We start from the raw sequence: 24,954 nt of genomic DNA on the forward strand, positions 1-24,954 counted from the left end.
AGCGTGCCGTCAACAACGTCACCCAACGTCCCATCAAGAACATCACCTAACGTCCCATCAAGAACATCACCAACAGTCCCGTCCAGAACGTCGCCCAAAGTTCCGTCCAGAACGCCACCGATCAGGTTGTTGGTGGAAACGCCCCCTCCCCCCGTCCGGGCGCCACCGATCAATCCACCTCCGGAGGAGGTCTCCGAATCTGAGTCAGAGCCCACGTCCGAGTCCGAGTCGCCATCGGACGACGAACCAGAGGATGAACCCGACGACGAACCATCTGAGGAGCTTCCGGGGCGGTTTTCGGGGAACCGGACTTCCGACACGCCCTCGGTCATCAAGGTTTCGGGCATCCTCGGCGCGAACCAGGAACCGCTCGGCAACTGTGCTTCTGCATACATGAGTTGCACGGGCGTCGGCACCGCCAGAGTCGAAGCCCCCAGCGCGATGGCCATGCCACCGGCGAAAAGCGTCGCGCCGATACCTCGGCTCTTTATCAACGGGTTCTGCTTTGACGGGGCAACACGACGTCCGCCCTGAGGCAACTCGAACATTGATTGCCGTCGACTCGGTGCCCGATGTCTACCCCGCGGCTTCCGCTCACCCATTGACCCGACCTCTCTTCGTTGAAAGACCTGCCTGCCCGCACTGTCGGCGCTGGAAAAGATCTCCCAATTTCGGGAGTTCTGTCCCACCGCGGGATTTTGCCACACGCAATGTGGTTTGCGCCACTCAATGGGCTAGCGAAGCTAGAAACCACACCCAACGCTGGCCGCCAGATCGCCCATTCAGGCCGGACGACCCAGTGCCATACCGCGATCTTGAGGGCCGGAAACCCGACCGTATGGTTGGATATCTATCGCTCAAAACGGCGCTAACTGTAAAAATGGCGCATAGTTTCAGTGCACTACCGGCCTTCCCCGTGTGCCGTCAAGATCACTGCACCCGCCACGGCGTTCAGCATTCCCGGTCACCGTGGTTCACAGATCCCTAAACCAGCAAACACTCTGTTTCGTTACGCTAAAGAACTAGATAGTTTGCTGACTCATCCTCAGAATTTTCCGATTGCAACTTCGGGACACCGCCCCGGACGGGGTGGGTAAATTGACGAACCCGCAGATACTTGCGGGTGCAAGAGCCTTGGTACCCCTGCTTCACGCCGACCTCAGAGTGGTCTTCTCGCGACCCTTGCGTCACGGACGCCTCAGGCGTGACTTTGCCCCAGACCCGCTGTGGCATAGGTGATGACGCCGATCAGCGCAATCCGCGGACGCGCTGCTGAGGGGCGGCGTCAGGCGTCTCGGGCGTTCAACACGACGATCGCAGCCCCGAGAACCGCCGCGACCAACGCCGCGAAGTAGAGCAGCGAACCGCCCGGACCCCACGGCATGTCGTACACCGGATACAGCCACGGCACGTCGGCAGCGATGAAGACGTTCCCGAACGGCAGGTAAGGCCCGACCGCGGTACCAACGTCGGGCAAGTTGGCCAGCATCGGTTCGACGACCAACGGCCACAGCAACAGCACCGCGACGGCGCCGGGCGCTGCACGCAGAATTGCGCCGACAGCGACCCCCAGCACCGCGGCCAGTGCTGCGTAAACAGCGATGACGACAACCACCCGCTGGGCGTCGGGCGACGCCAAGGACACGGTGGCCGCCCGTGATGTGGCGAAGAGCCGTGCGATCACCACGGACCCGATCGCCATGAGGCCGGCGTAGACGGCCGAAAACACCGCCACCACGGTCGCTTTACCGACGAGCACCATTGTGCGCGCCGGGGCGGCGATGAACGTGGTGCGGATCATTCCGCTCCGGTACTCGGCCGTCATGGTCATCGAGGCCAACACCATCAACACCGGCACCCCGAACACCGCAATGCCGATTGCCGTGCGTTCTGGTGGCAGCGGCGACTCGGTATGGGCGAGTGCCCCCTGGGCTGCCGCCAGCACCAGGCTGAGCGCAGCGACCGTGGCGGCGATCCACAGCGTGGATCGCGTGGTCAGCATCTTGATCCGCTCGGCGTTGAGAAGGCCAACCATGCTCATGGCTTCGCCGTCCGATACTCGACGGCGTCGTCGGTCATCTTCATGTATGCCTCTTCGAGTGAAGCCTGTTGAGCGCTCAACTCGTGCAGGGTTATTCCGTGACGAGCCGCCAGTTCACCGACAACCTCGATCCGCGCGCCACGCACCAGCAGGGCGGAGTCGCCCGGTGCCTGCTGGGCGGTCAAACCCGCCTGCACGAGAACACCGTGGAGCGCGGCCATCTGCGGGCTGCGCACCCGGACGACATCGGCACCCGATCTGCTGATGAACTCGGTGACCGTCGTCGACGCGATCAACCTGCCCTTTCCGATCACCACCAAACGGTCAGCGGTATTGGCCATCTCGGCAAGTAAGTGGCTGGAGACGAACACCGTCCGCCCCTCACCCGCCAGCGATCGCATCAGCGTGCGCACCCATCGGACCCCTTCGGGGTCCAGCCCGTTGACCGGTTCGTCGAACAGCAACACCGCCGGATCACCGAGCAGCGCCCCCGCTATGCCGAGCCGCTGGCTCATGCCCAACGACAGTGTGCCCGCCTTCTTGTCAGCGACGGACTCCAGACCGACCATCTCCAGGACCCGGTCAACCCGTTTTCCCGGAATCCGGTTTGTCGCCGCCATCCAGCGCAGATGGTTTCGAGCAGAACGGTTGGGATGGGCCTGCCGCGCGTCGAGTAAAGCCCCGACTGTGCGCAACGGATTGTTCAGCCGACGGTAGGGCTGTCCGTCGATCGTGGCCGTGCCCGCCGTCGGTCGATCCAGTCCCAGGATCAGCCGCATCGTGGTGGTCTTCCCCGCCCCGTTGGGCCCCAGGAACCCGGTGACGACACCTGGCTCGATCGAGCAGGTCAGTCCGTCGACCGCGCGAGTTCGACCGAACACCTTGGTCAGCCCAGCCAACTCGATCATCCGGCCATGATGACACGCTTCGGCGGCCGCCCGGACAGTCCGGTGCCCGCCGCCTATAGTGCGGCCCTAGACGCATCAGGAGAGGAACCGCCGGTGTCTGAACTCAACGTCGAGGAAGCCGAACCGGGAATCATGGTCATGACCATGAACCGGCCACAAAAGCTCAACGCGCTGGCTGTGGGCATGATCGACGAGATGCACGCGGCTCTAACCGAATTGAACTCCTCGAAGTCTGTGCGGGCTATCGTGCTCACCGGCGCCGGGCGCGGCTTCTGTTCGGGGGCCGACCTCACCGATACGAGTCTTGCCGTCGATGACGTCAGCGGAATGTTCGCTTTACAGGAGAAGATCGCGTCGCTGCACGAGAAGATCCACAATCTTCGACCGCCGGTAGTGGCCGCGATCAACGGTGTTGCCGTCGGTGGCGGATTCTCGCTGTCGCTCGCGAGCGATATTCGACTGGCGACGCCGGCCGCCCGTTTTGGCGCCGTGTTCATCACCATCGGTATCTCGGCATGCGACATGGGTACCAGCTATTTCCTGCCGCGACTTGTGGGAGCGTCACGAGCGGCAGAACTGATGTTGACCGGCCGCATCTTTGAGGCACAGGAGGCCAAAGACATCGGCCTCGTCCTCGAGGTCGTCGACGACGGCAGCGTCGTGGACCGCGCGGTCGAGATCTGCCGCGACATCTCCAAGAATTCGCCGATGTCGGTCTGGATGACGAAGCAAACCTTCTGGCAGAACGTCGACGCTCCATCGCTTCGGCACGCGATCGACCTCGAGAATCGTACGCAGATCATGTGCTCGCAAACGGGCGACACCCAAGAGGCACTGACCGCCTTCGCCGAGAAGCGCCAACCCCACTGGAACCCCCTCGGCTGACGACGGTCGTCACCAAGCAAATGGAGGCTGTGCAATGACGCAATCCCGGCGACTGGACGGTCGTGTCGCGATCGTGACGGGCGCCAGTCGCGGAATGGGCAAGGCGATCGCCGTCACGTTCGCCCGTGAAGGCGCCGCGGTCGCGGTGGTGGCCAGAACCGAAACCGAGTGGAGTCCGCTGCATCCGGGGACGATCCACGAAGTCGTGGACGACATCACGCGTGCGGGCGGGAAGGCAATCGCCGTCGCGGCGGATTTGTCGCGTCCCGAAGACATTGAGCGCGTGTACGAAACCGCGCGAAGCGAATTGGGTCCGGTCGACCTGTTGGTCAACAACGCCGCCCTCACCACGCCGGGCCGACCGACACCGGAAGGCCAGCGCTCAACGCGCCCGCCGGCATCACCCGCATCGACACAAGCCGCGGACGTCATACGTCCGGCCGCATTCGTTGACCTGCCACTCAAGGCGTTTCGCTTGCACTTCGAAATCGGTGTGTTCGCCTCATACCGACTGATGCAACTTGTGATTCCGGACATGATCGAATCGGGCCGCGGCGGCATCGTGAACATCGGATCTCAGGCCGCATTCGTACCGGGTGAAGGTCCGTACACCCAGTCCGACGCGGCTGGTCCGATCGCTTACGGCGCGAACAAGGCTGCGCTGCAACACCTGACCCAATCGGTCGCAGTGGAAATGCACCATCACGGCATCGCGGTCAACGCCTTGCTGCCGTCGGCACCGATACTGACACCTGGCAATCTGGTGGCAATTCCAGATGAGACCGACTGGGCCAATGCAGATGATTTCGCCGAAGCCACCGTGCGGGTGGCACTCGCCGATCCCGCCGTCACCACCGGATGCGTGCTGTGGCACGACGACGTCTTGCATCCCGAACTCGGCAAACGTGGGTGGCTTCGGCCAAACCCGACGTCATAGGCCTTACAGCGACGGGCTGGACGCCTGTGCCCAGAACCGCTTCGGGATTCGGCCGGCACGCCGGGCCAGATATCCGGCGGTGATGGCGGCCGCCATCGCTGCTGCCATCATCGGCGGGTTGGCAGATCGCGTCACCGCACTAGCCAAAAGAACTGCATCGCAACCCAATTCCATCGCCATGGCGGCATCGCTGGCCGTACCTATGCCGGCGTCGAGGATCACCGGTACCGACGCCTGATCGACGATCATCTCGATGTTGTGTGGGTTGGCGATACCCAGACCCGTCCCGATCGGCGAGCCCAACGGCATCACCGCCGCACAACCGGTGTCTTCGAGGCGGCGGGCCAACACCGGGTCGTCGTTGGTGTAGGGCAACACGATAAACCCGTCGTCGACCAACTGCTCAGCAGCCCTGACCAACTCGACTGCGTCGGGCAGCAGCGTGCGCTCGTCGGCGATCACTTCCAGCTTCACCCACTCCGTGCCCAACGCCTCGCGCGCCAGTTGAGCGGTCAGTACCGCCTCTGCTGCGCCGCGACACCCGGCCGTATTCGGCAATGGCGTGATGCCCAGCCGGTTCAACAGGTCGAGCACACCCGTGCCGCCCTCATGGTCGACGCGGCGCATCGCCACGGTGGTCAGCTCCGTCCCGGATGCGATGAGCGCCTCCTCGAGCACCGCGAGGTTCGCCGCGCCGCCGGTGCCCAGGATCAGCCGGGAGCCGAACTCGCGGCCCCCGATGGTCAATTTCGAATCAGCCACCTTGCACCGCCGTCACCACTTCCACCCGCACACCGTCGGACAGCGGCGTGTCCCACTCCGAGCGCGGCAGCACCGACCAGTCCACCGCCACCGCAATCCCCTTCTCCGGAAAGCCCATGTTCTCCAACAACATCGCGACTGTCGTCTGATCGTCCACTTCGACAGGTTCGTCGTTCACAGTGACCTTCATCGAAAGCCTCCACTCTTCGCATCCGCGCTCACCCCCACCAAGCCCGCCTCGGGCACCGGTACGCCATTCAGTTCCCCCACGATGGCCTCGGCCGTCCATGCCGACAACAGGAAGCCGTTGCGCCCGTGCCCCGCGGCCACCAGCGTCCGCTCGTCGAGGCGTCCGACAAGAGGCAGGCCGTCCGGCGTCATCGGCCGCAAACCTGCTGCACACTCGGCGAATTCATACTCACCCAGCGAGGGCATCACGGCACACGCGTCGTCGAGCAGCTCACGCACACCGGTGACCGCCGGCGCCGTGTCACGACCGTGTTCGTATTGCGTCGCGCCGACGACCACCCCGTCGCGGCGAGGTACCAGGTACACCTGACGGCCGTGGACACGAGCCCGAATCACCCGTTGCGGCACCGGCATACATCCTCGTCGCCAGCGTAGGCGAAGAACCTCGCCCTTGACCGGCCGGATCTGCAGACCCGGCCACAGTGTCGGTGCGTCGACGCCGTTGGCGATGACGACGGTGTCGGCGTTGACGTCGGCGAGATCGGATACCGGTGGCGCCCACTGCACGCCGAGCCGGTCACAGTGCGAGACGAGCGCTTCGACGACCGCCCGGTTGTCTACTGCCAGCTCCGTTTCCGCGCGAAATCCGTGCCGAATGCCCTGCGCGAGCAGCGGTTCGATATCGCGCGCGGTGTTGGTCAACTCAACCGGATGCCCCTGTGCGGCCAGCCATTCGCCGACGGTCTTCAAGTCGGTGGCATCGGCCCTGTCCACAGCGACCACCAACGACTCGCGGGCCGTCACGACACTTTCGGGCAGGCCGTCCAGAAACGGCCCGCGCCACAGCGCAAGCGACGCCAGGCCGAGTTGCAGAAGCCCTTCTTCGCCTGGCCAGCCCTCACTGTGGGGTGCCAGCATGCCGCCGGCCACCCACGACGCGCCACGGACATCGCTGCGGTGCACCCGAACGGCCCATCCGTCCAATGCCGCACGGCGCGCGACCGACAAGCCGATGACGCCACCACCGACAACCGCTAGTGATCCCTTGACCAAAACCCCTCCCTTCGCCGGCATGATCCGGATCAGGTGTGACGGTAAGGGCAGGACGTGCCCACTCTCAGTCCTCGATCCCGGGACTCCCGTGTCAGTTACCCACCGTAGTCGCTAGCGTCACGGTGTGCACAAAGCCCCTCAACGCCTCGCCACCGCTTCGCTGTATCTGTGCACCGACGCCCGACGGGAGCGCGGTGACCTCGCGGAATTCGTCGACGCGGCGCTCGCAGGCGGCGTCGACATCGTCCAGTTACGGGACAAGGGTTCGCCTGGCGAGCGCCAGTTCGGCCCGTTGGAGGCCCGCGAGGAACTGCAGGCGCTGGCCACGATCGCCGACGCGACCCGACGCCACCATGCGCTGCTGGCCGTCAACGACAGGGCAGACATCGCCCTGGCCGCCGGCGCCGACGTGCTGCACCTCGGTCAAGACGACCTGCCGCTGCCGGTCGCGCGGGGCATCGTGGGACCCGACGTGGTGATCGGACGCTCCACCCACGACCGGGACCAAGTGGCCGCGGCCATCGCTGAGGACGTCGACTACTTCTGTGTCGGCCCGTGCTGGCCCACCCCGACCAAACCCGGCCGCCCCGCGCCGGGTCTCGACCTGGTGCGCGCCACCGCCGAAATGCACACCGACAAGCCGTGGTTCGCGATCGGCGGCATCGATACCGAACGGGTTACAGACGTTCTGGCCGCCGGTGCCCGCCGGATCGTGGTGGTGCGGGCGATCACCGCCGCCGACGACCCACGCGCGGCGGCCCGCCGCCTGAAGGAAGCGCTCAACCCTGCCGGTTGACCAGCAGCGGGATGGAGGCCGTCAGCTCGCGAAGTCGCCGCCAGCTGTCCGCGAAACCGGGATGTAGCGGTAACGCCGACACGTCGTCGAGGCCCACCCACCGCAATTCGGCGCTCTCCCGGTTGGGTGTGGTGGCCAGCAGTTCGGGGGCATCGGCGATGACGGTCGTGTAGGTCCACTCGACGACGCCGCCGGATCCCTGAATCTCCTTGGTGACCTCGATCTTGCGCACCGTGATCTGCTCGGCCACCAGGCCGGCTTCTTCGTGGGCCTCGCGAACCGCGGCCTGCTCGGCCGTTTCGTGGCTGTCACGCGCGCCGCCGGGCAATCCCCAGGTGCCGCCCTGGTGGCTCCACGGCGCGCGGTGCTGCAACAGCACCGCGGTCATGCCGTCCGGACGCGGCGCCCGCAACAGCAGACCCGCCGCACCGTGCCTTCCCCAGAACGCCACACCATTGGACATGACCCAGCCATCACCGTCGCCACGCACGGCTTCAGGATACGGACGCGCGTGCTCCGTGAAACTCTTAGGATTCTTTTATAGAGTTGACACCGGCCGGAACGACCGCCCGGAAGCACCGAGATGAGGTCCGCGCGCATTGACTGTGGAGTTGGCGCACCCGTCGACCGAGCCGCTCGCGTCGCGATCGCCCACCACACCGGCGCACCCGCGCTGGTGGTTCTTTTGGACCACCCCCGGCCGCATCCTGACCATCGGTTTCGTCCTCACCGCTCTGGTGATCGCCAGCGCGTTCGCCACCTCGACCACGATCAATGACCGCCAACAGGCGCTGACCACCGTTCTCAACCACACCGAGCCGCTGGCGTTCGCCGCCGGACAGCTGTACACGACGCTGTCGGTGGCCGATGCCGCGGCCGCCACCGCGTTCATCGCCGGGGCCGAACCGCGTCCGGTGCGCCACCGTTACGAACAGGCCATCACCGACGCGTCGGTCGCCGTCACCCGCGCCTCCAGCGGTCTGACCGACGAAGAGCTGGTGCAACTCCTCGGCCGCGTCAACGCCGAACTTTCCGTGTATACCGGGTTGATCGAGACCGCGCGCACCAACAACCGGGCCGGAAATCCCGTCGGCTCGTCGTATCTGTCGGAGGCGTCGGCGCTGATGCAGAGCGAGATACTGCCGCGCGCCGAGCGTCTCTACGAGGCGACGTCGTCGCGAGTGGACGCCGAGACGACGGCGTCGGCGCGCATCCCCGGGCCGGTGATCCTGGTGGTACTGGCCACGTTGTTGTTCGGCGTGTTCGCCAACCGCTGGCTGGCCCGCCGCACCCGCAGGCGCATCAACATCGGATTGGTCGCCGGGGGTCTGGCAGTGCTGATCATGTTGGTGTGGGTGGGCACCGCGCTGATCGTCTCCACCGCCGACAGCCGCAGTGCCAAAGACACCGCGGCCCAATCCCTCAAGACCATCACCAACCTGGCCATCACCGCCCAGCAGGCGCGAGCCGACGAGACGCTGTCGCTGATCCGGCGCGGTGACGAAGAGGTCCGCAAGCAGTCCTACTACCAACGCATCGACATGATGCAAGAACAACTTTCGGAGTATCTCGCGCGCGACGACGCGATCGACAAGAGCGACCTCGCCGACGCCGAGCAATTGCTCAAGCGGTGGCGCGCCGCGGACGATCGCATCAACGCCTACATCAGCGTGGGTAACTACCAGGCCGCCACACAGGTCGCGTTGGGCACCGGGGACGACGACTCCACCCCCGCGTTCGACCGCCTCGACGAGGCGCTGACCGAAGGCATCGAGGAGAGCCGCAGCCAGCTCCGCAACAACATCGTCAGCGCCTACCGGGTGCTCTCGGGCGCGACCGTCGGCGCCGCGGTACTCAGCGTCGTGGCCGCCGTCGCGCTGGCGCTGGGCCTGTGGCCGAGGTTGAGTGAATACGGATGAGAATCGTGGGTCACCTACCCGGCAAGCTCGCGGCCCTGCTGGTCGCCGCGATGCTGGCGGGCTGCGCCCAGGTGGCGGCGACGACACCGATGCCCGGCGTCGCCCTGGCGCCGCCGACGCCGGAGGGCATGGAGGAACTGCCACCGGAACCGGCGCGCGCCCTCGACGACGATGACGACTGCAATCGCACCGCCAGCCTGCGCCCGTTCACCAACCAGACCGAGGCCGACGCCGCCGTCCACAACATCCGCGCGCGCGGACGGCTCATCGTCGGCCTGGACATCGGCAGCAACCTGTTCTCCTTCCGCGACCCGATCACCGGCCAGATCACCGGCTTCGACGTCGACATCGCGGGCGAGATCGCCCGCGACATCTTCGGCACGCCCTCCCAGGTGGAATACCGCATCCTGTCGTCGGCCGACCGCATCGCGGCGCTGCAGAACAACCAGGTCGACGTCGTCGTCAAGACCATGACGATCACCTGCGAGCGCAAGAAGCTGGTCAACTTCTCCACCGTGTACCTGACCGCCAACCAGCGGATCCTGGCACCGCGCGATTCGGCGATCTCGCAGCCGTCGGACCTGTCCGGCAAGCGGGTATGCGTCGCCAAGGGCACCACCTCGCTGGAACGGATGCGCCAGATCACCCCGCCGCCGATCATCGTCGGCGTCGTGACGTGGGCGGACTGCCTGGTCGCGTTGCAGCAGTTGCAGGTCGACGCGGTCAGCACCGACGACTCGATACTGGCCGGCCTGATGGCCCAGGATCCCTACCTGCACATCGTGGGTCCCAGCCTCAACCAGGAGCCGTACGGGATCGGCATCAACCTGCAGAACACCGGGTTGGTCCGCTTCGTCAACGGGACCCTGGAGCGCATTCGGCGGGACGGGACGTGGAACGCGCTGTACCGCAAGTGGTTAACGGTGCTGGGTCCGGCGCCCGCGCCCCCGGTCCCGAGGTATTCGGGCTGATGTCGGACATGCAGGAGGAGCCGACGGCCGGGACCCAGCCGGCCGACCTCGACGAGCTCACCATGGATTCGGCCTCCACGGTGCGGCCGATGGCCACCCAAGCGGTCTACCGTCCGCAGTTCGACGACGACGACCTCGACAGCACCTCGGCGGGCACCGGCGACACCGAACCCCACGACCACACCACGGTCACCCGGGCGTTGTCGCGGACCCGCCGCCTCGGCGGTGGCCTGGTGGAGATCCCCCGCGTGCCCGCCAAGGATCCGCTCGAGGCGTTGATGACCAACCCGGTGGTCGCCGAGTCCAAACGCTTCTGCTGGAACTGCGGCCGCCCGGTCGGTCGGTCGTCTGACGACGCCCCAGCGCAGTCGGAGGGCTGGTGCCCCAATTGCGGAAGCGCGTATTCCTTCCTGCCGCAACTGAATCCGGGCGACATGGTTGCCGACCAGTACGAGATCAAGGGCTGCATCGCCCACGGCGGTTTGGGTTGGGTGTATCTGGCGTTGGACCACAACGTCAACCAACGTCCGGTCGTGCTCAAGGGTTTGGTGCATTCCGGCGACGCCGAAGCGCAGAAGATCGCGATGGCCGAGCGGCAGTTCCTCGCCGAGGTGACCCACCCGGGGATCGTCAAGATCTACAACTTCGTCGAGCACGAGGACAAGCACGCCAACCCCGTCGGCTACATCGTGATGGAGTACGTCGGCGGTACCTCACTCAAACAGGCCAAGGGTACGAAACTGCCTGTCGCTCAGGCCATCGGCTACATGCTGGAAATCCTGCCCGCGCTGGGGTATCTGCACTCGATCGGTCTGACCTACAACGACCTCAAGCCCGAGAACATCATGATCACCGAGGAGCAGCTCAAGCTGATCGACCTCGGGGCGGTGTCGACGATCAACTCGTTCGGCTACCTCTACGGCACACCGGGATATCAGGCACCCGAGATCGTGCGCACCGGACCGACGGTGGCCACCGACATCTACACGGTGGGCCGCACGCTCGCGGCGCTGACGTTGAATCTGCGGACCCGCAGGGGCCGCTACGTCGACGGTCTGCCCGAGGACGATCCGGTGCTCGCACAGTACGACTCGTTCGGCAGGCTGTTGCGCCGCGCCATCGATCCCGATCCCCGGCGGCGGTTCGCCACCACCGACGAGATGTCGAGCCAGTTGCTCGGTGTGCTGCGCGAAGTCGTCGCCCAGGACACCGGGGTTCCGCGACCCGGCTTGTCGACGGTGTTCTCGCCCACCCGCTCGACGTTCGGGATCGATCTACTGGTCGCGCACACCGATGTGTACCTCGACGGGCAGGTGCATTCGGAGAAGCTGACTGCGCAGGAGATCGTCAGGGCGCTGCAGGTGCCGCTGGTCGATCCCACCGATGTGGGGGCGGCGGTGTTGTCGGCCAGCGTACTGAGCCAGCCCGTCCAGACCCTGGACCAGTTACGCGCGGCCCGACACGGCGCACTGGACTCCGAGGGCATCGACCTGTCGGAGTCGGTGGAGTTGCCGCTGATGGAGGTGCGCGCGCTGCTCGATCTCGGCGACGTCGCCAAGGCCACCCGCAAGCTCGACGAGCTGGCCGACCGGGTGGGATGGAGCTGGCGGCTGGCGTGGTTCCGTGCGGTGTCGGAGGTGCTGACCGCCGACTATGACTCGGCGATAAAGCATTTCACCGAGGTGCTCGACACTCTGCCGGGCGAGTTGGCTCCGAAGCTGGCGTTGGCCGCCACCGCCGAACTGGCCGGTTCCAACGAGGGCCTGCAACGCAAGTTCTACGAGACGGTGTGGTCGACGGACAACGGCATCATCTCGGCGGGCTTCGGATTGGCCCGCGCGCAGTCGGCGGCCGGTGACCGCGACGCCGCGGTGCGCACACTCGACCAGGTGCCCGCCATGTCGCGGCATTTCACCACGGCGCGGCTGACCAGCGCGGTCACCCTGCTGTCCGGCCGCTCGACCAGCGAGATCACCGAGCAGCACATCCGCGACGCCGCCCGCAGGGTGGAGGCGTTACCCGACACCGAACCGCGGGTGCTGCAGATCCGGGCGCTGGTGTTGGGCACCGCGATGGACTGGCTGGCCGACAACACCGCGAGCACCAACCACATCCTCGGGTTCCCCTTCACCGAGCACGGTCTGCAATTGGGGGTCGAAGCTGCGCTGCGCAGCCTCGCGCGGGTGGCGCCGACTCAGTCGCATCGCTATGCACTGGTGGACCTGGCGAACAGCGTGCGTCCCACGAGCACGTTCTGACCTCACCGAGTGGACACGGCACCGGCAACGCAGCAACGACGGAATCCGTAGCTGCCGGATCGACACGAGGCAGTGTGTCGACGCCGAAAGTCTGTGCGCCCGCAATAATCCGAGGTCAGCGGCCATTACGAAGATCCGCTGTAGTCATGGTGGAGCCGCGGATTCCGTAGTAGCGTTCTCGTCAGGTTGAGTTCACAGCCACCACGGTACGAATGTGTGTTCGGCTGAGGGAGGCCAGCAATGGCTGTTTCTACTACCTGTCGGGTTTTCCGGCCGGATCCCCGCGCTCTTGATGTCCGGGAAACCCACCAGCGAGGGGTGTTCTGCGCGCATCATCCGATGCCGTCCACGGTCGTGGTCACCGTCGAAGGCGAGATCGACGCCACCAACAGCCGCATGCTGTGCGGCTACATCGAACGCCAGGTCGCCGGATCGTCGCATCTGGTGCTCGACCTTCGGCTGGTGGACTTCTTCGGCACCGACGGGTTCGCCGCGCTGCACAACATCAACATGACCTGCAGTCGCTACGGGATGACGTGGACGGTGCGCGCGGGACGACAGGTCCGCCGGCTGTTGATGGTGTGCGATCACGACGGTGTGCTCCCGGTGGAGGAGTCGCGGTCGGTGCTCGACGAGGTAGGCACGCTCGCCTGACACGAAAATTGGGTGACCACAACCGGTGACCCGGCTGTGTGGTGGGGTTATGCGGATTGGGTGAGTGGTTGCAGGGTGACTCGGTAGCCGAGAGCTTGGAGTTGACTGACCGCGCGGGCCTTGGTCTTGGCGGGGACGTGTTTGGTGTAGTAATCGGCGCCGGGGTCGCGGTAGAAGTCACCGTTGGTGAGCATGTTGTGGGCGGCGATGATCATGGCGTGTTCGATGGCGACGATGGCGCGCATCGGGCCGCGGCGTGTGGCGATCCGTTTGTATTTGGCGGCGAAGTAGGTGTTTTTGGAGCGGGCGGCGGAGAGCGCAGCGATTCCGAGGACGCCTTTGAGGTAGCGATTGCCAGGCCGGGTCTTGGTCGACTTCACTCGACCGGCGGACTCGTGGGAACCGGGTGAGACTCCCGCCCAGGAAGCCAGGTGTCCGGCGGTGGGAAACACGCTCATGTCACCGCCGGTTTCGGCGATGAACACCTCAGCCACGATCCGGGAGAATCCCGGGATGCTCATCAGCAGCTCCCGGGCGGGGCGAAAAGGTTCCATCGCCTCCTCGATCCGCTCATCGAGTCGACTGATGTCGGTGGTGTGGGCGTCGATGCGGTCCAAGAACAGTCGCGCCATGAACGCGTGGTGGTCGTTGAATCGTCCGGTCAGGGCTTGGGTCAAGGCTGGGATCTTCGACCGCATCCGGCGTTGGGCCAGCTCGGCGAGCACGGCAGGATCGCGTTGCCCGGCGATCAACGCCTCCAGCATGGCGCGCCCGGAAACGCCGGTGATGTTGGAGGCCACCGAGGACAACTTGATCCCGGCGTCTTCGAGCAGTTTCTCCAGTCGCTGCACTTCGCGGGTGCGCTCGCGGGTGATCACGGTGCGGGTGCGCGTCAGATCCCGCAACGCCCGGATCGGAGGCGGAGGAACAAACGACGCTTTCACCAGCCCATGGGCGCCCAGATCGGCCAGCCACGCGGCATCAGAGACGTCAGTCTTACGGCCGGGCAGGTTGCGCACCGAGGCGGCGTTGACCAGCACCACGTCCAGTCCGTCGTCGAGCAGATAGTAAAACGGTTTCCAATAGTCACTGGTGGATTCGATGACCACACAGGTGACCTTCGCCGCTAGTAGGTGCTCACGTAGCGCCAGGATCTGGCTGGTCACCGCACCCCACGTCGTCACCGTCGCGGACGTGGCCTGTGGTCGGCCTTGGCCCTGCACCCGGAGGCAGACCTTGGCGTCCTTCTTCGAACAGTCGATCCCCGCGCACCGCGGGTGCATCACATCCATCACCCATCACCTCAATCTGATGTGCCGTAATTCGTTGTTGTGGAGGGTGTTTCGGGGAGGGCGGGAGTGAAACAGGAAACTGACACTCGTGCTCGCTGGCAACATTCCACGGTTCCCGTGGACAAGATGTGCCCTCCACCCCAAGCTAGCCTGCGGGCTCACACGGCAACATAGAGCGACCGGGGTCGACCGAAACACCCCATCAGCATCACCTCGGGCCACTGCCGACACAACCACGTGCCCGACCAGGGGGACCAACAGATTTTCGTCCACCACGGCGGGGCGAAGCCCGTGAGAAGCTAGCCTCGAGTGTGCGTCCACGGCGGGTCTGGCGGCGAAATCGCGCCCTACGCGCACACTGAACGCCGTCACCGCACAACCGATGTCTGAATGGCGTAGGCGCGACCGACCCGTTCGATGACATCGCGGTCGCGGTCCTCGGCGACAATCCGCACCATCGTCCACCCCCGCTCCCGTTCCACGTACTCCAGACGCTTGATGTCGCGGACATACCGTGGTCGGTCGGTCTGGTGGTCGCGGCCCTCGTACTCCACGGCCAACATCAACTCCGCCCAGCCCATGTCGAGGTAATAGATCGGACATCCGTCTGGCCCGAACACCGGAATCTGGGTCTGCGGGCGCGGAAACCCCGCCTCGATGAGGACCAGGCGCACCCAGGTTTCCTTCGGCGACTGGGCGCCGGCGTCCATCAAATCCAGTGCGGTTTCAAGCTGGCGCAGTCCGCGGACACCGGGGTGTCGCTCCGCGATGGCAAGGACGTCTGCGACTTTGAAATCGGTGGCGCGAGCCAGTGCATCCAACCGGGCGACCGCGGAGCGCAGCTTTCCCCGCCTACCGAGATCGAAGGCGGTGCGCTCGGGCGTCGTGACCGCGCGGCCGTCGATCATCATGACTTCGTCATCGAGCGGCGCATCGCGACGAACGAGGATGCCCGCCGGCGTCCGCGCGTTGGTGTGGACAAGTTCTACTCGTGTGTCCGCGTCGATCCATTTGGTCCCGTGCAGCGCCGCAGCGGCCAGGCCGGCGATCGTCGCTTGTCGATGTGACCACAGCCATGCCGCCGCGATGCGCTCCCGAAGCGACGGCTTGGCCGCGGCACGTAGACATCCGGAAACAGCGCGCGATATCGCGTCCGCAATTGATGTCGGTTGACGGCGCAGGCAACAAGAGCCTCACTGCCGACGAACGGTATCTTCAAGCCCCCCATGCCGCGACACTGGCATGTGAATCCGACAGTCAGAGGTCCACTGTGCGTCTAGGGCTCTGACTGTGCACAGGCGGCGGGTTTTCGCCGGATTTCCCGCCGTGGGCGCACACTCGACGCGGCGCCTAGGAAGCCAGCACCGTAATGCACTCGCGGGCGATCGCCAGTTCCTCGTTGGTGGGGATCACCAGCACCGCCGTCGGCGACTTCTCGGCAGAGATGCGCCGCGCGATACGAGCAGGACTGTCGTTGAGGTGCTCGTCGAGTTCGACACCCAGGCCCGTCAGACCGGTCAGCGCGTCGCGGCGCACGACCGCGTCGTTCTCACCCACGCCGGCGGTGAAGACGATGACATCGGTATGCCCGAGCACCGCCAGGTATGCGCCGATGTACTTGCGCAGCCGGTGGATATACACGTCGTAGGCCAACCGCGCTGCGGCGTCGCCGTTGTCGATCTGCGCGTGCAATTCGCGAAAGTCGATCTCGCCGCCGAGCCCGAACACCCCAGAACGGCGGTTGAGCATGGTGTCAATCTCGTCGACGGTCATGCCCGCGGTGCGGGTCAGATAGAAGATGATGCCGGCGTCGATGTCACCTGGGCGGGTACCCATCACCAGGCCTTCCAGTGGGGTCAACCCCATCGAGGTGTCCACTGGCCGCCCTCCGACGATCGCCGACGCCGAAGCGCCGTTGCCGAGATGCAGCACGATCTGGTTCAGCGATCCCAGCGGGGCGTCGAGGAATTCCGCCGCCTGCTCGCTGACGAATTTGTGCGACGTGCCGTGAAACCCATAGCGGCGAATGTGCCACTGCTCGGCTACTTTCCGATCCATGGCGTAGGTGGCGGCCGCAGCGGGCAGGTCGTGGAAGAAGGCCGTGTCGAATACCGCGATGTGGGGCAGACCGGGCAGGATCTTGCGCGCCACCTCCATGCCGAGCACACCGGGAGGATTGTGCAGCGGCGCCAGCGGGGCCAGTTCGCGCATCTTCGCGATCAGTTCGTCGGTCACCGGGGTCGGCTCATAGAAGGCACGCCCGCCGTGTACCGCGCGGTGGCCCACCGCAACCAGGTTGAACGTGTCCAGGCTCGCGCCGGCTTCGTCGAGCAGATCGAAAGCGGTGCGCAGCGCGTGCTCATGATCGGCGATGGCCGGGCCGTCGCGCCTGGTCTCGCGCTCACCGACGGTCATCCCCGCCAGCGAGGAGTCCTCGCCAATCCGCTCCACCGTGCCGTCGGCCAGCGATACACCCGAATCAGGGTCGATGAGTTGACATTTCAACGACGACGAGCCCGAATTGACCACCAGCACCGTGCGCGGTCGCCCGGTCAACGGTTATCCCCCTGCGCCTGGATCGCGGTGATCGCCACGGTGTTGACGATGTCCTCGACAAGCGCTCCCCGCGACAGGTCGTTGACCGGTTTGTTCAGCCCCTGCAACACCGGCCCGATCGCGATCGCAGCGGCACTGCGCTGCACCGCTTTGTACGTGTTGTTGCCCGTGTTGAGGTCGGGGAAGATCAGCACGGTGGCCCGACCGGCGACCTTGGAATCGGGCATCTTCGTCTTCGCGACCGACGGTTCCACCGCCGCGTCATACTGGATGGGTCCGTCGACCAGCAGGTCGGGTTCCCGCTCGCGCACCAACTCCGTTGCCGCCCTGACCTTGTCGACGTCGGCACCGGTGCCACTGGTCCCGGTCGAGTACGACAGCATGGCCACCCGGGGTTCGATGCCGAAAGTGGCTGCGGTGCGCGCCGAGGAGATCGCGATGTCGGCCAACTGCTCGGCCGTCGGGTCCGGCACGATCGCGCAGTCACCGTAGGCCAGCACCCGGTCTGCCAAAAGCATCAGGAAGATGCTGGACACCGTCGACACATCGGGCAGGGTCTTGATGATCTCGAACGCGGGTCGCACGGTGTGGGCGGTGGTATGCCGCGCCCCCGACACCATGCCGTCGACCATGTCGTTGTGCACCATCATGGTGCCGAAATAGGACACGTCGTGGATGACCTCGCGGGCCTGTTCGACGGTGATGCCCTTGTGCTTTCGCAACTCCGCGTACTGCTCGGCGAACTTGTCGCACAGCTCGCTCGTCTTCGGGTCGAGCACCTGGGCGGCCGACAGGTCCACACCGAGTTCGGCTGCCCGGGAGCGGATCAGCGTCTCGTCGCCCAGGATCGTCAGGTCGGCCACCCCACGGTGCAGGAGTCGGCCTGCCGCGGTGAGGATCCGGTCGTCCTCACCTTCGGGCAACACGATGCGCTTGCGGTCCGACCGCGCCCAGTCCAGCAGTTGGTAGGTGAACATCTGTGGGGTGACCACCGCGGGGATGGGGATCGCCAAGTGGTCCAACAGATCCGCGACGTCGACGTGTTCCTCCATCAGCGCTATCGCGGTGTCGATCTTGCGTATCGAGGTCACCGTCACCCGGCCACGCGCAGAGGCCACGCGGCTGGCGGTCTCGAAGGTACGCAACCCGGTGGCGATGATCGGCAGCCGCAACCCCAGACCCTCCACCAGAGCGGCGATCGACGGGTGAAGTTCCAGACCGCCGTTGAGGATGATGCAGGACAATGACGGAAAGCCTTCGGCGGCATGGGCACTGGCCAATGCTAGTACCACATCGGAGCGGTCACCGGCGGCGATGACGGCCACCCCCTCCGACAGCCGCTCGAGGACCCTCTCGGCTGTCATACCCGCGACCATGAGGTCCATCGCCTCACGCGAGAGCAGCGCCGGATCACCGCTGAGCAGCGTGCCCTCCACCGCGTCCTGCAGCTCGGCCACCGATGCGGCAACCAGCAGCGGCTCTTCTGGTACCACATACGACTTCGGTGCGACTTGCTCCAGCGCGGCGGCCACGGCTCCCATCGCGTCCGGGTCGGCCCGGTTGACCACCACCGCCGCCGTGTGTGCGTGCTGCGCGGCGATTTCCGCCAGGCAGATGTCGACGATCTCCGCCACTTGCTCCGGGCTGCGGCCCTTGGCCTTGACCGCCAGCACGACCGGCGCTCCCAGGTTGGCCGCGATACGCGCGTTGGTCGACAGCTCGCTGGGCGCGGCGACGTCGGTGTAGTCGCTACCCACGATCAGCACCGCATCGCACTGGTCGGCCACGCGGTGATATCGGTCGACGATCTCACCGATGGCCGCCTCGGGATCCTCGTGCAACTGCTGGTAGGTGACGCCGACGCAGTCCTCGTAGGAGAGGTCCGTGGCGGCCTGCGACAACAGCAGCTCCAGGATGTAGTCGCGCTTCTCGCCGCGACGGGTGATCGGACGGAAGACGCCGACCCTGGCGACGGTGGCCACCAGCCGGTGCAGGATGCCTAGCGCGATCGTCGACTTGCCGGTGTCGCCCTCCGGCGAGGCGACGTAGATCCCCGAGTAGCGCTCAGCCACGCGTGTCAGCCTAAGGCAACGGCGCCGGTCAGCCGAGCCTGCGCAGCCGGGGCGCCAGGTCCTTCTTGAACAGCTCGAGGAAACGGCGTTGGTCGTGCCCGGGGGCGTGGAACACCAGATGGTTGAGGCCCCAGTCGACGTACTGGCCGACCTTCTCCACCGCCTCGTCGGGATCGGAGGCGACGATCCACCGCTTGGCGACCTGCTCGATGGGCAGCTCGTCGGCGGCCTTCTCCATCTCGATCGGGTCGTCGATGCTGTGCTTCTGTTGGGCGGTCAGCGACAGCGGCGCCCAGAACCGGGTGTTCTCCAGCGCCAGGTTCGGGTCGGGATCGAAGGAGATCTTGATCTCGATCATCTTGTCGATGTCATCGACGGATTTGCCTGCGCCCTCGGCGCCTTCTTTGACCGCCGGGATCAGCTTGTCCTGGTAGAGCTCCGGGCCCTTGCCGCTGGTGCAGATGAAGCCGTCGCCCGCGCGGCCGGCGTACTTGGCCACCACGGGCCCGCCCGCGGCGATGTACACCGGGATGCCACCCTCGGGCACGTCGTAGATGGAGGCGCCCTTGGTGCGGTAGTACTCGCCGTCGAAGTCCACCCGGTCACCGAGCCACAACTCCCGCATCAGCCTGACCGACTCGCGCAGCCGGGCGAACCGTTCCTTGAACTCGGGCCAGTCGCCCTCGTAGCCCGTGGCGATCTCGTTGAGCGCCTCACCGGTGCCCACCCCGAGGAAGACCCGGTCCGGATACAGACACCCCATCGTCGCGAACGCCTGGGCGATCACGGCGGGGTTGTAGCGAAACGTCGGCGTCAGCACCGACGTGCCCAGGATCAGCCGTTTCGTGCGTTCACCCACCGCGGTCATCCAGGCCAGCGAGAACGGCGCATGACCCCCTTCGTGGCGCCACGGCTGGAAATGGTCGCTGACCGTCGCGCTGTCCATGCCGTGCTCTTCGGCCGCGACGCCGAGTTCGACGAGTTCGCGAGGCGCGAACTGCTCCGCCGACGCCTTGTATCCGAGTTTGAGTTCAGCCACGTGTTCGTTTCTACCCCACCGCTCCTACACTCGCCGGATGGCACCGACCATGCCCGAGCTCGTTCGGATCACCGACGCCGTCCATTTCGCCCACACCGACCTGGTCAACTGGACCCTGGTCGCCGACGGCGACGGCGTCATGCTGATCGACGCCGGCTTCCCCGGCAGCCGCGACGACGTGTTGGCCACCATGGGCCGGCTCGGCTTCGGTGTCGACGACCTGCGGGCGATCCTGTTGACCCACGCACACGTCGACCATCTCGGTTCGGCCATCTGGTTTGCGAAAAACCATGGCACACCGGTGTATTGCCACGCCTCGGAGGTCGGCCATTCCAAGCGTGAGTACCTGGAGCAGGCCTCACCCGTCAACATCGCCAAACACATCTGGCAGCCGCGCTATCTCGCGTGGTCGCTGGCGATCACCCGCAAGGGCGCGCTGACCCGCGACGGCATTCCCAGCGCGCAGGCGCTGACCGAACAGGTCGCCGCCGGGTTGCCCGGCACGCCGATGGCGATTCCCACGCCCGGCCACACCGGCGGGCACTGCTCGTTCATCGTCGACGGGGTGCTGGTCAGCGGTGACGCACTGGTGACAGGGCACCCGCTGGCTCCGCGCACCGGCCCGCAGCTGCTGCCGCGGTTGTTCAACCACGACCCTGACGGCTGCGTGCGCAGCCTGGCCGCGCTGGCGCTGCTGGACACCGACGTGATGCTTCCGGGTCACGGCCCGGTGTGGCGGGGCCCGGTCCGCGAGGCCGCAGAGCGGGCGCGACGTCAAGCCAGCGTGTCGTAGCCGAGCAGGAAGATCGCGGTCAGGCACAACCCGCAGGCCAGCACCACCGTCGGCATCAGGATCATGCTGTCGAGTTCGTCGTCGTTGAGCACGTCGTCTTCGAACTGTCCGAACAACACCCGCGCCACCCCCGTCTTTCGGAAGATCCGCACGAGTGCGCGCACGAACCTGGTGTCGCGGCGGTTGCCGATGAACGCCCGGGACGCGAAGCCGAACACGAACGTCAGCACGGCGGCTGCCAGCAGCAACCACCCCACTGTCATCTGTGACATCGCCAGGCCGATCCCGCCAGCCTATCGGCTGCGCTCACAGGGTCTTCTGGAATGCGACGGGGTAGACCTCGCCCTCGGCGGGCAGCGGCTCGGGCAGCCGGCGGTAGCCCGCGGACAGATAGAGCAGTTCCGCCTCGGGTTGACGGTCACCGGTGGTCAGATACGCCTGCCGATAGCCGCGGGCCGCGATCCGGGTCTCCAGTTCGGCCAACAGCGCCTTCGCGAATCCCCTTCTGCGGTAGCGATTGTCGGTCCAGATGCGCTTGAGTTCGGCGGTGGCGGCATCGAAGCGGCGAAACGCTCCGCCGGTGACGGGCTCGTGGTCCCACAGCCCGATCAGCAGGCCACCGTCGGGCGCGGCGAAGTCCTCGGGCGGATGGTTGCGCAGCCACCGAGACACCGCTTCCTCGCTGCCCCCGTACCGGGACGCGTATTCGACCGCCAGCTCCGCCAGCAGGGGTTCGACGAGCGGGTCGTGCTGGCCGACCGCCACGAACCTGAGCCGATCGAGCGCGGCGCCACCGTCACGTGCCTTCATGTAGAGATCCAACACCGATGTCCGCAAGGCATTCCACACCAAACTTGACACGTGTAAAGTTTGGCCCCATGGACAACATCAGCGGCAAGACCGTCGCGATCACCGGCGCCGCCCGCGGCATCGGCTACGCCACCGCGAAAGCGCTGTTGGCGCGCGGGGCCCGGGTGGTCATCGGGGACCGCGACGTCGCCTTCCAGGAGTCGGCGGTGGCACAACTGACCAAACTGGGGCCGGTGTCGGGTTATCCGCTCGACGTCACCGACCGGGAGTCGTTCGCGGCCTTCCTGGACAAGGCGCGCACCGATGGTGGCGGGCACATCGACGTGCTGATCAACAACGCGGGCGTGATGCCCATCGGCCCGTTCCTCGACCAGTCCGAGCAGGCCATCCGGTCCTCGATCGAGGTCAACCTCTACGGCGTGATCACCGGTTGCCAGTTGGTGCTGCCCGACATGATCGCGCGGCGCCGTGGGCACATCGTCAACATCGCCTCGCTGTCGGGCCTGATCCCGGTGCCCGGGCAGGTGGTCTATGTGGGCGCGAAGTTCGGTGTCGTGGGGTTGTCCGCGGCGCTGGCCGACGAGGTCGCTCCGCACGGCGTCGACGTCTCGGTGGTGATGCCGCCGTTCACCAACACCGAACTCATCTCGGGCACCGCGAGCGGCGGGGCGATCAAACCCGTCGAGCCCGAGGACATCGCCAAGGCCGTCGTCAGGACGCTGGAGAAGCCGAAGACTCATGTGTCGGTGCCCGCGCCGCTGCGGTTCACCGCGCAGGCCGCGCAGTTGCTCGGACCGCGCGGACGTCGCTGGATGAACAAGAAGCTGGGCCTCGACCGGGTGTTCCTGGACTTCGACACCACAGCACGGCAGAACTACGAACAGCGGGCGCGGGCCGCCCAGGGCGTCGTCGAAGGGCCATCCGAGACCGCAGGCGGCTAGGCGACCTGGAACGTCGGCGCCGGGTCGCCGAACCGGTAGGCCTCGACGACGTCGAGACACTCGAACAGTTCGTCGAGGTTGAACTGGTAATCGTCGGTCGTGCCGACGAACACGACGTGCGCGATCTCGGCACCCTCGTCGGCGATCAGCACTACCGTCGTCGCCGCGACGACGTCGTCGTCATCGGTCTGGATCGCCGAGTCCGGAAAGCACCACAACGCGGACTCGTCGTCGGAGGAGTCCTCGTCAAAGACCCAGCCGCGCTCGGTGATCCGCTCGTCGAAGGATTCCAGCACGGCGGCCAACTCGATGTCGCCGGACAACCCGTCGAGCACTTCATCGGGGATCCACCGGGCGTCGCGGTCGGCCTGCCGTTTACGCCTGCGCGCTTTCTTGGCCTCCGCCTTCTGACGTCTGGCCTGCGCCGAATCCCGGCGGGACACCTAGCTCAGAGCCCGGTCGATGTCGGCGATCAAATCCTCGGTGCCCTCCAGCCCCACCGAGATCCGCACCACCGCGTCACCGAGTCCGATCGCGGCGCGGCCCTCCGGGCCCATCGCCCGGTGCGTGGTGGTGGCCGGATGGGTGACCAGGGACTTGGAGTCCCCGAGGTTGTTGGAGATGTCGATGATCGTCAGCTTGTCGAGCACCTCGAACACCCGCGCCTTGCTCGCATCCTTGAGTTCGAACGTCACGACGGTCCCGCCGCCGGTCATCTGCCGCCGGGCCAGGTCGTATTGCGGATGGGACCGCAGGAACGGATAACGCACCCAACTCACCGCCGGATGACTCTCCAGGAACTCGGCGATGCGTTGCGCGGAGGCATTCTGATACTCCATCCGCACCGCAAGGGTTTCCAATCCCTTCAGCAGCGTCCAGGCGTTGAACGGACTCAGCGCGGGACCGGTGTGGCGCATCAGTTTCTGCACCGACTCGTCGATGTACTGCTCGTCGCCGAGAATCGCTCCGCCGAGCACCCGGCCCTGGCCGTCGATGTGTTTGGTGCCCGAATACACCACCACGTCGGCACCGAGTGGAATCCCCCTCTGCAGGATCGGCGTGGCAAACACGTTGTCCAGCACCACTTTCGCGCCTGCGGAGTGGGCCATCTCGCACACGCCCGTGATGTCCACCAGCGACTGCATCGGGTTGGACGGTGTCTCGAAGAACACCGCCTGCGTGGGCACCGACAGGGCCGCCTCCCACTGCGCCAGATCCTCACCGTCGACGAACACGGTCTCGATACCCCAGCGCGGCAGTATCTCGTTGCACACCACGAAGCACGACCCGAACAGGCTGCGTGCGGCCACCAGTCGGTCTCCGGCGGCCAGCAGCGCACCGAGCGAGGTGAACACCGCAGCCATTCCGGTGGCGGTGGCAAAACAGGCCGGGGCGCCCTCGATGAGCCGCAACCGTTCCTCGAACATCGACACGGTCGGGTTGCCGTAGCGCGAATACACGTAACGGTCGATGTCCCCGGTGAACGCCTTCTCCGCTTCGGCCGCGGACGAGTACACGTAGCCGGAGGTGAGGTACATCGCCTCCGCGGTCTCGTCGAAGCCCGAGCGCAGAATCCCGCCGCGCGCGCCGATGGTGGCCTGGCTCACTCCGTCGGGAAGCTCGATCGGCGTACGGATGGAGGGCTTCTGCGAACTCATGATTGCCGCCACGGAAGTCCGACGGCCTTCCAGCCGCTGGCGCCACGGTGACCACTCTCGTCCAGGTGGCCCTCGAAACCGTCGAGCACGTTGTAGGACGGGGCGATTCCAGCCTCGGTGGCGGCCTCGGCGGCGCCGATCGAACGGTTGCCTGAGCGGCACAGAAACACCACCGGCCGCTGCCCGCCCACCTCCGGTGTGACGCCCGCGGATTTCAGCTCGTCGACGAAGCGTTCGTTGTGCGTGCCGTCCGAACGGCTCCATTCGATGAACACCACATCGCGTCGCAGTGCCGACAGATCGGGTACCCCGACGAATCGCCATTCGGCGTCGGTGCGACAGTCGACCAGGACGGCCTCGGGGTCCTCGCTCAGCAGCTTCCAGGCCTCCTCGGGAGTGATGTCTCCGGCGTAGCTCACG

The 24,954-nt window shown here is 66.1% G+C and carries 24 protein-coding genes and 2 pseudogenes; 9 read left to right on the forward strand and 17 right to left on the reverse strand.

What is annotated here, in order from left to right:
• From ABQE89_RS01895 to ABQE89_RS01905, 3 genes and pseudogenes are all read right to left on the reverse strand, one after another.
• Window positions 1–449, reverse strand: a pseudogene (locus tag ABQE89_RS01895) (hypothetical protein); the annotation flags it as partial.
• 836 nt (window positions 450–1,285) lie between these two features.
• Window positions 1,286–2,041, reverse strand: a complete 756-nt coding sequence (locus ABQE89_RS01900) for an ABC transporter permease (protein WP_448413582.1) — start codon at window positions 2,039–2,041, stop codon at window positions 1,286–1,288.
• Window positions 2,038–2,949 carry an ABC transporter ATP-binding protein gene (locus tag ABQE89_RS01905; RefSeq protein WP_448413584.1) on the reverse strand — a complete coding sequence of 304 codons (912 nt, stop codon included), beginning with the start codon at window positions 2,947–2,949 and terminating at the stop codon, window positions 2,038–2,040. The genes ABQE89_RS01900 and ABQE89_RS01905 overlap by 4 nt, the downstream gene beginning before the upstream one ends.
• A gap of 6 nt (window positions 2,950–2,955) precedes the next feature.
• On the opposite strand from ABQE89_RS01905, the gene ABQE89_RS01910 reads away from it, so the two are divergent.
• Window positions 2,956–3,834: an enoyl-CoA hydratase/isomerase family protein gene (locus tag ABQE89_RS01910; RefSeq protein ID WP_448413585.1), complete on the forward strand. Its 879-nt coding sequence runs from the start codon at window positions 2,956–2,958 to the stop codon at window positions 3,832–3,834.
• A 34-nt stretch (window positions 3,835–3,868) separates the two neighbouring features.
• Complete coding sequence (locus ABQE89_RS01915) at window positions 3,869–4,771, forward strand: SDR family NAD(P)-dependent oxidoreductase (protein ID WP_448413587.1); 903 nt, start codon at window positions 3,869–3,871, stop codon at window positions 4,769–4,771.
• 3 nt (window positions 4,772–4,774) lie between these two features.
• On the opposite strand, the gene thiG is transcribed toward ABQE89_RS01915, so the two are convergent.
• From thiG to thiO, 3 genes are read right to left on the reverse strand one after another with little or no spacing between them, the layout of a single operon-like run.
• The gene (thiG, locus tag ABQE89_RS01920) at window positions 4,775–5,533 is read right to left on the reverse strand and encodes a thiazole synthase (RefSeq protein WP_448413589.1); all 759 of its coding nucleotides are present in this window, start codon (window positions 5,531–5,533) and stop codon (window positions 4,775–4,777) included.
• Window positions 5,526–5,723, reverse strand: coding sequence for a sulfur carrier protein ThiS (gene thiS / locus ABQE89_RS01925; protein ID WP_448413590.1), 198 nt, complete (start codon window positions 5,721–5,723; stop codon window positions 5,526–5,528). Before thiS ends, thiG begins: the two co-directional genes overlap by 8 nt.
• Complete coding sequence (gene thiO / locus ABQE89_RS01930) at window positions 5,720–6,796, reverse strand: glycine oxidase ThiO (protein WP_448413592.1); 1,077 nt, start codon at window positions 6,794–6,796, stop codon at window positions 5,720–5,722. Before thiO ends, thiS begins: the two co-directional genes overlap by 4 nt.
• A gap of 103 nt (window positions 6,797–6,899) precedes the next feature.
• Between thiO and thiE the strand changes: the two genes are divergently transcribed.
• On the forward strand, window positions 6,900–7,571 hold the full coding sequence (gene thiE, locus ABQE89_RS01935) for a thiamine phosphate synthase (protein ID WP_448413594.1): 672 nt from the start codon (window positions 6,900–6,902) through the stop codon (window positions 7,569–7,571).
• On the opposite strand, the gene ABQE89_RS01940 is transcribed toward thiE, so the two are convergent.
• A complete protein-coding gene (locus ABQE89_RS01940) occupies window positions 7,555–8,061 on the reverse strand; it encodes an NUDIX hydrolase (protein WP_448413596.1) in 507 nt (168 codons plus the stop codon). The genes thiE and ABQE89_RS01940 overlap by 17 nt on opposite strands.
• 109 nt (window positions 8,062–8,170) lie before the next feature.
• Here ABQE89_RS01940 and glnX point away from each other — a divergent pair, with 109 nt between their 5' ends.
• The 4 genes from glnX (at window position 8,171) to ABQE89_RS01960 (ending at window position 13,373) form a co-directional block, all read left to right on the forward strand.
• On the forward strand, window positions 8,171–9,490 hold the full coding sequence (glnX, locus tag ABQE89_RS01945) for a protein kinase G-activating protein GlnX (RefSeq protein WP_448413598.1): 1,320 nt from the start codon (window positions 8,171–8,173) through the stop codon (window positions 9,488–9,490).
• Entirely contained in the window at window positions 9,487–10,461 is a 975-nt protein-coding gene (locus ABQE89_RS01950) for a glutamate ABC transporter substrate-binding protein (protein WP_448413599.1), read from the forward strand. The genes glnX and ABQE89_RS01950 overlap by 4 nt, the downstream gene beginning before the upstream one ends.
• A complete protein-coding gene (locus ABQE89_RS01955) occupies window positions 10,461–12,719 on the forward strand; it encodes a serine/threonine-protein kinase PknG (RefSeq protein ID WP_448413601.1) in 2,259 nt (752 codons plus the stop codon). The genes ABQE89_RS01950 and ABQE89_RS01955 overlap by 1 nt, the downstream gene beginning before the upstream one ends.
• A 240-nt stretch (window positions 12,720–12,959) precedes the next feature.
• Window positions 12,960–13,373: an STAS domain-containing protein gene (locus ABQE89_RS01960; RefSeq protein WP_448413603.1), complete on the forward strand. Its 414-nt coding sequence runs from the start codon at window positions 12,960–12,962 to the stop codon at window positions 13,371–13,373.
• A 47-nt stretch (window positions 13,374–13,420) separates the two neighbouring features.
• On the opposite strand, the gene ABQE89_RS01965 is transcribed toward ABQE89_RS01960, so the two are convergent.
• The 5 genes and pseudogenes from ABQE89_RS01965 to fgd form a co-directional block, all read right to left on the reverse strand.
• Window positions 13,421–14,665 (reverse strand): IS110 family RNA-guided transposase, encoded by a 1,245-nt coding sequence (locus tag ABQE89_RS01965; RefSeq protein ID WP_448413605.1) that lies wholly within the window; start codon window positions 14,663–14,665, stop codon window positions 13,421–13,423.
• 368 nt (window positions 14,666–15,033) lie between these two features.
• Window positions 15,034–15,893 (reverse strand): annotated as a pseudogene (locus ABQE89_RS01970) (hypothetical protein).
• Between the two features lie 122 nt (window positions 15,894–16,015).
• Window positions 16,016–17,221, reverse strand: a complete 1,206-nt coding sequence (locus ABQE89_RS01975) for an acetate kinase (RefSeq protein WP_448413607.1) — start codon at window positions 17,219–17,221, stop codon at window positions 16,016–16,018.
• On the reverse strand, window positions 17,218–19,293 hold the full coding sequence (gene pta, locus ABQE89_RS01980; RefSeq protein ID WP_448413609.1) for a phosphate acetyltransferase: 2,076 nt from the start codon (window positions 19,291–19,293) through the stop codon (window positions 17,218–17,220). The genes ABQE89_RS01975 and pta overlap by 4 nt, the downstream gene beginning before the upstream one ends.
• A gap of 28 nt (window positions 19,294–19,321) precedes the next feature.
• On the reverse strand, window positions 19,322–20,332 hold the full coding sequence (gene fgd, locus ABQE89_RS01985) for a glucose-6-phosphate dehydrogenase (coenzyme-F420) (RefSeq protein ID WP_448413611.1): 1,011 nt from the start codon (window positions 20,330–20,332) through the stop codon (window positions 19,322–19,324).
• A 37-nt stretch (window positions 20,333–20,369) separates the two neighbouring features.
• On the opposite strand from fgd, the gene ABQE89_RS01990 reads away from it, so the two are divergent.
• The gene (locus tag ABQE89_RS01990) at window positions 20,370–21,125 is read left to right on the forward strand and encodes an MBL fold metallo-hydrolase (protein ID WP_448413613.1); all 756 of its coding nucleotides are present in this window, start codon (window positions 20,370–20,372) and stop codon (window positions 21,123–21,125) included.
• On the opposite strand, the gene ABQE89_RS01995 is transcribed toward ABQE89_RS01990, so the two are convergent.
• Both ABQE89_RS01995 and ABQE89_RS02000 read right to left on the reverse strand, forming a co-directional pair.
• Window positions 21,107–21,397 carry a hypothetical protein gene (locus ABQE89_RS01995; protein ID WP_448413615.1) on the reverse strand — a complete coding sequence of 97 codons (291 nt, stop codon included), beginning with the start codon at window positions 21,395–21,397 and terminating at the stop codon, window positions 21,107–21,109. The genes ABQE89_RS01990 and ABQE89_RS01995 overlap by 19 nt on opposite strands.
• A gap of 34 nt (window positions 21,398–21,431) precedes the next feature.
• Window positions 21,432–21,935, reverse strand: a complete 504-nt coding sequence (locus ABQE89_RS02000) for a GNAT family N-acetyltransferase (protein WP_448414167.1) — start codon at window positions 21,933–21,935, stop codon at window positions 21,432–21,434.
• A gap of 68 nt (window positions 21,936–22,003) precedes the next feature.
• Between ABQE89_RS02000 and ABQE89_RS02005 the strand changes: the two genes are divergently transcribed.
• A complete protein-coding gene (locus ABQE89_RS02005; RefSeq protein WP_448413617.1) occupies window positions 22,004–22,876 on the forward strand; it encodes an SDR family oxidoreductase in 873 nt (290 codons plus the stop codon).
• On the opposite strand, the gene ABQE89_RS02010 is transcribed toward ABQE89_RS02005, so the two are convergent.
• From ABQE89_RS02010 to ABQE89_RS02020, 3 genes are read right to left on the reverse strand one after another with little or no spacing between them, the layout of a single operon-like run.
• Window positions 22,873–23,319: a hypothetical protein gene (locus ABQE89_RS02010; protein ID WP_448413619.1), complete on the reverse strand. Its 447-nt coding sequence runs from the start codon at window positions 23,317–23,319 to the stop codon at window positions 22,873–22,875. The two genes, ABQE89_RS02005 and ABQE89_RS02010, sit on opposite strands and share 4 nt — an antisense overlap.
• A complete protein-coding gene (locus ABQE89_RS02015; protein WP_448413621.1) occupies window positions 23,320–24,534 on the reverse strand; it encodes an O-succinylhomoserine sulfhydrylase in 1,215 nt (404 codons plus the stop codon). It abuts the gene before it with no gap.
• Window positions 24,531–24,953, reverse strand: coding sequence for a rhodanese-like domain-containing protein (locus ABQE89_RS02020; protein ID WP_448413623.1), 423 nt, complete (start codon window positions 24,951–24,953; stop codon window positions 24,531–24,533). Before ABQE89_RS02020 ends, ABQE89_RS02015 begins: the two co-directional genes overlap by 4 nt.
• Window position 24,954: the final 1 nt, after the last annotated feature.

The organism is Mycolicibacterium sp. XJ1819 (assembly GCF_053483675.1).

What these genes read in the sequence shown, in the direction of transcription:
- thiO (WP_448413592.1), bottom strand. Translation starts at nt 6,796, where the DNA reads ATGCCGGCGAAGGGAGGGGTTTTGGTCAAGGGATCACTAGCGGTTGTC.
- ABQE89_RS01995 (WP_448413615.1), bottom strand. Translation starts at nt 21,397, where the DNA reads ATGTCACAGATGACAGTGGGGTGGTTGCTGCTGGCAGCCGCCGTGCTG.
- ABQE89_RS01965 (WP_448413605.1), bottom strand. Translation starts at nt 14,665, where the DNA reads ATGGATGTGATGCACCCGCGGTGCGCGGGGATCGACTGTTCGAAGAAG.
- ABQE89_RS01955 (WP_448413601.1), top strand. Translation starts at nt 10,461, where the DNA reads ATGTCGGACATGCAGGAGGAGCCGACGGCCGGGACCCAGCCGGCCGAC.
- ABQE89_RS02015 (WP_448413621.1), bottom strand. Translation starts at nt 24,534, where the DNA reads ATGAGTTCGCAGAAGCCCTCCATCCGTACGCCGATCGAGCTTCCCGAC.
- ABQE89_RS01910 (WP_448413585.1), top strand. Translation starts at nt 2,956, where the DNA reads ATGATGACACGCTTCGGCGGCCGCCCGGACAGTCCGGTGCCCGCCGCC.
- thiS (WP_448413590.1), bottom strand. Translation starts at nt 5,723, where the DNA reads ATGAAGGTCACTGTGAACGACGAACCTGTCGAAGTGGACGATCAGACG.
- ABQE89_RS01990 (WP_448413613.1), top strand. Translation starts at nt 20,370, where the DNA reads ATGGCACCGACCATGCCCGAGCTCGTTCGGATCACCGACGCCGTCCAT.
- ABQE89_RS01905 (WP_448413584.1), bottom strand. Translation starts at nt 2,949, where the DNA reads ATGATCGAGTTGGCTGGGCTGACCAAGGTGTTCGGTCGAACTCGCGCG.
- ABQE89_RS01950 (WP_448413599.1), top strand. Translation starts at nt 9,487, where the DNA reads ATGAGAATCGTGGGTCACCTACCCGGCAAGCTCGCGGCCCTGCTGGTC.
- ABQE89_RS02000 (WP_448414167.1), bottom strand. Translation starts at nt 21,935, where the DNA reads ATGAAGGCACGTGACGGTGGCGCCGCGCTCGATCGGCTCAGGTTCGTG.
- ABQE89_RS01960 (WP_448413603.1), top strand. Translation starts at nt 12,960, where the DNA reads ATGGCTGTTTCTACTACCTGTCGGGTTTTCCGGCCGGATCCCCGCGCT.
- ABQE89_RS01915 (WP_448413587.1), top strand. Translation starts at nt 3,869, where the DNA reads ATGACGCAATCCCGGCGACTGGACGGTCGTGTCGCGATCGTGACGGGC.
- ABQE89_RS02005 (WP_448413617.1), top strand. Translation starts at nt 22,004, where the DNA reads ATGGACAACATCAGCGGCAAGACCGTCGCGATCACCGGCGCCGCCCGC.
- ABQE89_RS01900 (WP_448413582.1), bottom strand. Translation starts at nt 2,041, where the DNA reads ATGAGCATGGTTGGCCTTCTCAACGCCGAGCGGATCAAGATGCTGACC.